This is a genomic window from Shewanella sp. cp20 (assembly GCF_000832025.1).
Classification (GTDB): domain Bacteria; phylum Pseudomonadota; class Gammaproteobacteria; order Enterobacterales; family Shewanellaceae; genus Shewanella.
On the sequence record NZ_JPII01000049.1, the window covers coordinates 226,794 to 233,771 of the forward strand.

The window sequence follows — 6,978 nt, forward strand, 5'->3', positions numbered from 1 at the left end:
GTCTTACAGAGATTGCGCACCCTAGCCCAGACCCAAGCCGTGAGGCTCCACTTACCAATTCTGGGCCCGTAATGCATCGAAAAAGCGTCGTTTGATGACCTTATTTTAAGAAGAAATACGTCATCATGAAACGGATGTTAATTAATGCGACTCAGTCTGAAGAGTTGCGCGTTGCCCTCGTTGATGGGCAACAACTGTACGATCTCGATATCGAGAGCCCTGGTCACGAGCAGAAGAAAGCCAACATCTACAAGGGTAAAATCACCCGCGTAGAACCCTCTCTCGAAGCGGCTTTCGTCGACTATGGCGCCGAGCGTCATGGCTTCCTCCCACTCAAAGAAATTGCACGCGAATACTTCCCTAAAGGTTACTCTTTCCAGGGCCGACCTAACATCAAAGAGGTGGTTAAAGAGGGTCAGGAAGTCATAGTACAGATTGACAAAGAAGAGCGTGGCAACAAGGGCGCGGCCCTGACCACCTTCATCAGTCTGGCGGGCTCTTACCTGGTACTCATGCCAAATAACCCTCGTGCCGGTGGTATCTCTCGCCGAATCGAAGGCGATGAGCGTACCGAGCTAAAAGCGGCCATGTCTGAGCTGGAAGTACCGCAAGGCATGGGCCTTATCGTACGCACCGCTGGTGTTGGTAAAGACGCTGCCGAGCTGAAATGGGACCTTAAGGTACTCCAGCATCACTGGGCAGCCATCGAAGAAGCGGCGCAAAACCGCCCTGCACCTTTCCTGATCCATCAGGAGAGTAACGTTATCGTACGCGCCATTCGTGACTACCTACGCCGCGATGTGGGCGAGGTACTTATCGACCATCAGCGTATCTATGAACAAGCCAAACAGCACGTGGCCCTGGTTCGTCCTGACTTCGTCGATCGCATCAAGCGCTACGAAGCAGAAGTCCCGCTGTTTACCCATTTCCAGATTGAAACCCAGATCGAATCGGCCTTCCAACGCGAAGTACGCCTGCCTTCTGGCGGTTCTATCGTTATCGATCCAACCGAGGCCCTGACCTCTATCGATATCAACTCGGCCCGTGCGACTAAGGGCGGCGATATCGAAGAAACCGCACTCAATACGAACCTTGAAGCGGCCGACGAGATTGCCCGTCAGCTACGTCTGCGCGACTTGGGCGGCCTGGTTGTTATCGATTTCATCGACATGACACCGGTCAGACACCAACGCGAAGTCGAAAACAGAATGCGCGACGCCGTGCATCACGACAGAGCCCGTGTCCAACTGGGACGCATCTCGCGTTTCGGTCTGATGGAGATGTCACGTCAGCGTCTACGTCCGTCTCTGGAAGAGTCTGCCGCGCACCTGTGTCCACGCTGTCATGGTCAAGGCACTATTCGTGGTACTGAGTCGCTGGCCCTCTCGATTCTGCGTCTGATGGAAGAGGAAGCGATTAAAGAGAACACCTCTCAAATTGAGGCCGTCGTACCGGTCGATGTCGCCGCCTTCCTACTGAACGAGAAGCGTAAAGCCATTCGTATCACGGAGCAGCGTCATGGCGTAGAAGTCTATGTGATCCCAGATCCTAACATGACGACACCGGACTACCGCGTGACCCGCCATCGCAAAGACGACCAGATCAGCGAGTCGAGCTACAAGTTGCTCGAGCAGCCTGAATCTAAACTCTATGAGCCACGCAAGCTAGAGCGTGCCGCCGCACCAGAGCCAGCCCTCAAAGGTTTCTCGACGCCGGTTAAGGATGCCCCAACCCAGAAGGCACCCGCAGCGCCCAAGCAGGCCGAAAAGCCGCAAGAGCCAGGCCTGATTGCTAAGCTATTTGCCGCTATCGGTAAGCTATTTGGCGGTGAGCCAGAGCAGCCAAAGGAAGAGGTTAAGAAAGAGCAGCCTCGTCGCAACGCGCAAAACCGTAACAGCCGTCGCAACAATCGTCGCAACGATACACGTAAGAGTCGCGAAGAAGGTAAAGAGACTGACAACAAACGCAGCCGTAGTGCCAAGTCTGACGACACGGACAACCGCAATGCTAAGAGCCGTAACGAGAAACGCCAAAAGCGCGACCGTGACGACAAGCCTCAGAGCCAGAGTAAAGACACTGAGAGCAAGGCACAGCAGCCAAAGCAAGAGGCCGCACGCGAGCGTCGTCAACGCCGTAACATGCGCCGCAAGGTGCGCGTACAGTCTGAGCAGCAGTTAGCCGATGAAGCTGCACTGGCCGTCGACGTTGCCGAAAAGGCCAACGACGAGCAGGTACAAGTGCCCGCCGCTGAAGCCAAAGCAGAAGACAAGCCGCAGCGCCAGAAGCGTCAGCCTCGTAAGAGCAAGCCTAAGCAGGAAAAAGTCGACAAGGTAGAGGAAGAGACTCAAGCCGAGCAAGTCGCACAAAGCGCCACCGAAGAAACGGCCGCCGAGCAACCAGCGACAGAGACTCAGGCCAAGAGCGAGCCTCAGGCCCCAGTTGATGCCGACAAGGCGACTCAAGACGAAGCGCAAGTCGACGATACAGCTGCTCAGGCCCAGGAAGGTGAGACAGAAGGCAGCGCGAGCCAAGAGAAGGTCAGCGTCGTAGTCGTCGTAGCCCACGTCATCTGCGCGCCGCCGGTCAGCGTCGTCGTCGCGATGAGGAAAGCAATGGCGAAGCGAGCAATGGCGAACCCGCCTTTATCCCAAATGAGGTGGAAACCGCTCCTCTGCTAAACGAGCAGCTGCAAACCGACAGCGGTGCTGAAGTGGTTAGCGAAGCCCAGGCGGAAGCAACTCAACAAGCGGCTAGTCAACAAGAAGCCGCTGACCAAAGCAAAGCTGAAACGACCTCGGCAGAAGCTAATGAAGCGGCCAGTGTCGCTGCAGAAGAAGCACCTGTTAAAGAAGTGGCTGAAGAAGCCGCTCAAGAAGAGAGCAAGCCTAAGCCAAAGCGTCGTGCGCCGAAGGCCAAAGTCGTAGCTGAAGAGGAAACCTCTGTAGAAGACACTCAGCAAAGTCTGCCACTGGCGGGTGAAGCAGAGGCCAGTCTGAAAGAGGAAGTTCAGGCGGAACTGGATCTAACCAGCACACCTGAAGAGGTAAAGGCTAGCCAGGAAGCTGCGCCACAGGCGAATGACGATGCAGCGCAGGCGCAAGAGTCAGTTGTCGCTGCCGAAGTGGTGGAGGCTGCACAGGTCGAAACCTCTGAAGTCGAAGCGCAAGAAGCCAAGGCTGAAACACAGGCGCCAGCGGCTCAGGAGCCTGCAGCGAAAGAGAGCAGCGCTGCCTCTGCGCCAATGGCAAAGCCAGCAGCCATACAGGCACCTAGCACTCAGGTAAAACCTGCCGCTAAGGTACAGGAAAAGCCTGTAGAGACCGAGTCGTCAGAAGAGGCGGCTAGCATTAAGGCCGACAAGCCTGCAGCTAAGGCTACCAGCCGCTTTGGTTCCATGGTGAGCTCGACCATGACCAAGCCTGAGGTAGAAGCCAGGGCGCTAGTCGATACCCCATCGGGACGTCAATATGAGCCTACGGCAAAAGAAGCCTCGGCCGAGCCGGCGAAACGCGCCAACAGCGCAAACTCGGAAATGGCCCGTCCCTAAGGTATACTAAGCCTTAAGTCAAAAAAGCCATGCAACAATGCATGGCTTTTTATTTTATTAGCGCCGCTATTTTGCTAGTATGCGCGGCCGAAAATCAATCAACCAACATATTAATAACAGAGGCTAAATGTTCGATCTTATTCGTCACAAAACCAGCAGCCATAGAGCCGACCTGTTGTCGGGACTCACGGTTGCACTGGCATTGGTGCCCGAAGCCGTTGCTTTTGCTTTCGTCGCCGGTGTCGAGCCCATGGTTGGCCTATACGCCGCCTTCATCATGGGATTGGTCACCGCCCTTATCGGAGGTCGTCCAGGCATGATCTCCGGCGCAACCGGCGCCATGGCCGTCGTCATGGTGGCACTGGTCAGCGAACATGGGGTGCAATACCTCTTTGCCGCCGTAGTACTCGCAGGCCTGATACAGGTGGCATGCGGCCTGTTCAAGCTGGGGAAATTTATTCGTATCGTGCCCTATCCTGTGATGATAGGCTTCGTCAACGGCCTCGCCATAGTGATCTTTCTGGCGCAATTGGGCCAATTTAAGGTGCCAGACGCCAACGGTGTGTTAACCTGGCTGCCACAGGATCAATTGATCCTCATGCTGGGCCTAGTCGCCCTCACCATGGCTATCATCCACTTCCTGCCTAAGCTCACCACGGCGTTTCCTTCGTCGTTAGCGGCGATCCTGACGGTCACCGCCATCGTAGTCTTCATGGATCTCGATACTCGTAACGTACTGGACTTCTTGAAATCCATGTCAGGCGATGAGAGCGCGACCATTGCGGGTAACCTGCCGACCTTCGCCATTCCATCGGTGCCCTTTAACCTGGAGACACTGTCGATCATCCTGCCCTACTCCTTTATTCTGGCGGCGGTTGGCCTTATCGAATCGCTACTGACCCTGACGGTGATCGATGAGATGACCAGTACCCGAGGCAAAGGCAACAAAGAGTGTGTCGGTCAGGGCATTGGCAACATCACTAGTGGTTTCTTCGGTGCCATGGGTGGCTGCGCCATGATCGGCCAGTCGATGATTAACATTAATTCAGGCGGACGCGGTAGACTCTCAGGGATCACGGCAGCCATCGCCCTGCTCACCTTTATCCTGTTCGGCTCGGCGCTGATCGAGATGATCCCGCTAGCGGCGCTGGTCGGTGTGATGTTCATGGTAGTACTGGGCACGTTTGAGTGGGCAAGCTTCAAGGTGATGCGTAAGGTGCCTAAGCACGATGCCTTCGTTATCGTCCTGGTGACGGTGGTGACCGTATTTACCGATCTCGCCTTTGCGGTGTTTGTTGGTGTTATCGTCTCTGCACTGGTATTTGCCTGGGAGCACGCCAAGCACATCAACGTCGATGTCAGCGAAGATGCCAATGGCTGGAAGGTCTATAAACTCAACGGCCCGCTGTTTTTCGGCTCGGTCGCCGAGTTCTTAGAGCTGTTTCATGCCAAGACAGATCCCCAAGACGTGATTGTCGATTTCCAAAACTCCCGCGTATGCGACCACTCTGCGCTCGAAGCCATAGATACATTGGCCGAACGCTATGTCAGCTCGGGTAAGCGACTGCACCTGCGTCACCTCAGCCACGACTGCAAGCAGCTACTGCATAAGGCGGGCGATCTGGTGGAAGTTAACCTGATAGAAGATCCCCACTACAAGGTGGCCGACGACAAGCTGGACTCTTAACGCTCACCTCCTAGGAGCTTGCTTAAAGTTAGCAACAAAAAAGGCGCATGATGCGCCTTTTTTTATGCTCCCCCACCCGACTTGAGCCGTTCCTTAAACAGGGCCTTTATCTTGTCCACCTTTGGTTTAACCACCATCTGGCAATAGGGCTGCTGACCATTATGCTCGAAGTAGGCATCATGATAGGACTCCGCGGGATAGAAGTTTTCCAGTGCCACCAGCTCGGTGACGATGGGCTTGTCGAAAACCTTCGCCTCGGTCAATCTGGCGATCATCTGGCTGGCAGTCTTAATCTGCTCATCATCATGGGCGAAAATCACCGAGCGATATTGGGTGCCAACATCGTTACCCTGGCGATTGAGCGTGGTGGGATCATGGCTCTGCCAAAAGACCTCTAACAGCTCCTCGTAGCTGATAATATGGCTATCGAACTCTATCTGTACCACCTCGGCATGGCCCGTATCACCGGCGCACACCGCACGATAGTTAGCGCTCGATGCATGGCCCCCTGAATAGCCAGACTTCACGGCGATCACCCCTCTGAGCTGGCTAAATACCGCCTCTAGGCACCAGAAACAACCGCCGCCCAGGGTGGCCCAGCGAATATGGCTGTCATCACTCTTTTGCTTCGTCTCACCCTTAAATACCATGGAGACAGAATTGACACAGTGGCGCAAATTCTTATCTGTCAGATACTCGCCTTCAAACACATGACCTAGGTGAGCCCCACACTGGTGACACACTATCTCAACCCTGTGACCATCGGCATCGGGCAGGCGCTTGACCGCCCCCGGGATCTCGTCGTCGAAGGCGGGCCATCCACAATGGGCATTAAACTTATGTTCGGACAGATAGAGAGGCGCATCACAGCGCTTACAATGATAGACCCCTGGCGCATCGTGCTGGTTATACTCGCCACTAAAGGGCCGCTCCGTGCCCTTACTCTCAATCACAAACCGCTCAAATTCCGTTAGCTCACGCATAGTTAAAGGCTTTGCACTCCTGTACCGCTAAGACGACCCATCGGGCCAATAAGATCTCACTACTCTCACAATAGCAGATAAAAGACCTAGTAAACAGGTAGGTTATTACATGTTGGCACTAATAATCTGTTGTTTGTTAGCTAGCCAATGATTTTAATAACGAAAACATCTGAGGCAAACCATCCCCTTCTTGTACTAAAACAATGAAAACGTGATTTTTGTCACACCTAATTGCTCAAAGGCTATCCCAGGGGTACACTGCCTGCGGGGTTCAATAACAAGAAAACAAAATATGAAATTAGAAACAATAGATTACCGTGCAGAAGACAGCGCCAAGCGATTCGTTGAATCTTTGCGCGAAACAGGATTTGGCGTACTCTCAAATCACCCAATCGACAAGGCCTTAGTCGATACTATTTATGAAGAATGGCAGGCCTTCTTCAATAGCGACGAGAAACAGAACTATCTGTTTAAGCCGGAAACCCATGATGGTTTCTTCCCGGCAGAGGTGTCTGAAACCGCTAAGGGTCATACGGTTAAAGACATCAAAGAGTATTACCATGTGTATCCATGGGGACGCATTCCCGATTCGCTAAGAGAAAACATACTGCGTTACTACCAAGAGGCCAACGCCCTGGCCGAGGAGCTGCTAGGCTGGGTGGAAGCCCATACGCCGGCGGAAGTGGCGGTTAACTACTCTATCGCCCTGCCGAAAATGATCGAAAACAGCCACAAGACACTATTGCGTATTCTTCACTACC

4 protein-coding genes and 1 pseudogene are annotated in these 6,978 nt (G+C 54.0%); 4 read left to right on the forward strand and 1 reads right to left on the reverse strand.

The genetic code is table 11. The features are described from left to right. Nucleotides 1-125: 125 nt before the first annotated feature. The 3 genes and pseudogenes from rne to DB48_RS18220 form a co-directional block, all read left to right on the forward strand. Nucleotides 126-2,647 (forward strand): annotated as a pseudogene (gene rne, locus DB48_RS18215) (ribonuclease E); the annotation flags it as partial. Nucleotides 2,648-2,656: 9 nt separating this feature from the next. Continuing rightward, nucleotides 2,657-3,547: a hypothetical protein gene (locus tag DB48_RS20645; RefSeq protein WP_443018693.1), complete on the forward strand. Its 891-nt coding sequence runs from the start codon at nucleotides 2,657-2,659 to the stop codon at nucleotides 3,545-3,547. A gap of 127 nt (nucleotides 3,548-3,674) precedes the next feature. Beyond that, nucleotides 3,675-5,234: a SulP family inorganic anion transporter gene (locus tag DB48_RS18220; protein ID WP_041511600.1), complete on the forward strand. Its 1,560-nt coding sequence runs from the start codon at nucleotides 3,675-3,677 to the stop codon at nucleotides 5,232-5,234. 62 nt (nucleotides 5,235-5,296) lie between these two features. Here the strand turns inward: DB48_RS18220 and DB48_RS18225 are convergent, their stop codons facing one another. Continuing rightward, nucleotides 5,297-6,217, reverse strand: coding sequence for a bifunctional methionine sulfoxide reductase B/A protein (locus DB48_RS18225; protein WP_041511601.1), 921 nt, complete (start codon nucleotides 6,215-6,217; stop codon nucleotides 5,297-5,299). Between the two features lie 292 nt (nucleotides 6,218-6,509). Here DB48_RS18225 and DB48_RS18230 point away from each other — a divergent pair. Beyond that, nucleotides 6,510-6,978, forward strand: a 469-nt coding sequence (locus tag DB48_RS18230; protein WP_041511602.1) for a 2-oxoglutarate and iron-dependent oxygenase domain-containing protein, incomplete at its 3' end; no start/stop codon positions are given.